A 1,784-nucleotide genomic window follows, 5' to 3' on the forward strand; every position below is an offset into this window, starting at 1 on the left:
GCGCGCGCCGCCCCATAGGAGATCGGCCACCCATTCGGCGCCCAGCCCATCGAGCGCCTGCTCGAGTTCGACATACCAACTCTGGCGCGGCGGCTGGCCACGCGCGCGGGGGCCCAGCGCGCCTCCTATCACCAGCATCTCCTCCGCGCGCGTCGCCGCCACGTAGAGCAGCCGCCAATGCTCCTCGCGCTCCCGCCGTTCGGCGCGGGCAAGCGCATCGGCGAGCGTACCCGTCAGCTCGCTTTTGCGGGGGCGGAATACCTTGACCGGATCGGCGTCATCGTCTGTCACCACCCAGTCGATCACGTCGGTGCGCGACGCCTCTGGATCGCCGGTCGCGTCGGCCAGCACGACCAGCGGTGCCTGCAACCCCTTCGCGCCGTGCACGGTCATCACCCGCACGGCGTCGATCGGGGCGGAGGGATCGCGCGTGACCTCGACCTCGTCGCGGTCGAACCAGTCAAGGAAGCGCTGCAGCGTCGGCGTCGCCTCCCCTTCGAAGGCCAGAGCGGCGTTGAGCAACTCCTCGATCGGGTCGCGCGCCTCCAGCCCGAGCCGCCGCATCAGCCGCCGCCGTCCATCAAGCGGGCCCGACAGGATGTCTTCGAGGAAGCGATAGGGCGTGGCGAAATCGGCCTGCTGGAGAAGCGATGCGAGCCCCGCCACCGCCTGCGCGGATCCGGAATCGTCGAGCAGGGCACGCCACAGACTGCCCGCCCGCTTGAACGCCACGCGATAGAGGTCGTCCTGATCGAACCCGAACAGCGGCGAGACCAGCAGTGCGGCCAGGTTCAAATCGTCCTCCGGCTGGAGCACGAAGCGGATCGCCGCCATCAGATCCTTGACCGCGAGCGGCGCATCGAGGCGCAGCCGGTCCACGCCCGCGACCGGCACGCCCTCGGAATGAAGCCGCGCGACGATCAGCGAGGCGAGCGCGCCGCGCTTGCGCACAAGGATCAGCACATCCTCGGGCCGCAGCGGGCGGTCGCGCCCCGCCAGCCACAGGGGCGCATCCAGCCAGGCGCGTATCTGCCGCGCCAGCCGGCCGGCGAAGTCGCGGGCGGCATCGTCGATCCACCCCTCCTCGCCGACATCCTCATCGGCGGTGCCCGCCTCGACCGAAATCGGCTTCCACATCGTCACCGTGCCGGGAAGCGCCGCCCTGGCGCTGCGGTGCGGCTCGGGCGGGTCGATCAGGCCCATTCGGTCTGCGGTGAGCTGCGCCACCAGTCCGTCGACCAAGGCCAGGATCGGCGGGGTCGAGCGAAACGAACGGTCGAGCGAGAGGCGATGCACCTCCTGCTCCCCCAGCGCCGCCGCGCGGGTGAAGAAATCGCGCGCGGCGGCGAAAGCGAACGGATCGGTGCCCTGAAAGCCGAAGATCGCCTGTTTGAAGTCGCCGACCGAGAACAAAGTGCGATGGACCTGCGCGGCGCCCACCTCCTCCGCGAAGAATTCGTCTGCCAGCGCGGCGATGATGAGCCACTGGCGAGTATTGGTGTCCTGTCCTTCGTCGACCAATAGGTGATCGGTCCGGCGGTCGAGCTTGTAGCGGATCCATTCCCCGATGCCGGGCCGGGCCAGCAGATCGACGGCGGCGTGGATCAGATCGTCGAAATCCACCACGCCGGCCGTGCGCTTGGCGGCGCGATAGGCGAGCGCATAGGCCTGCCCCGCGCGCAGCGCCGCCGCGAGCGCGGCCGCCAGCTCCGCCCGTCGGCGCAGGCCGAGCAGCGCGTCGCAGCGCGCATGCGCGTCTCCGCAGTCAGGCGCATAATGATCGA

At 70.2% G+C, this 1,784-nt stretch carries 1 protein-coding gene; it reads right to left on the reverse strand.

The features are described 5' to 3' along the window. The coding region (locus ACOJSF_RS00090) for a UvrD-helicase domain-containing protein (protein WP_420140209.1) at positions 1–1,784 on the reverse strand (1,784 nt) is incomplete at both ends.

Origin of the sequence: Sphingomonas sp., assembly GCF_048594985.1 — a bacterium.
In the GTDB taxonomy this organism is placed as follows: domain Bacteria; phylum Pseudomonadota; class Alphaproteobacteria; order Sphingomonadales; family Sphingomonadaceae; genus Sphingomonas_I.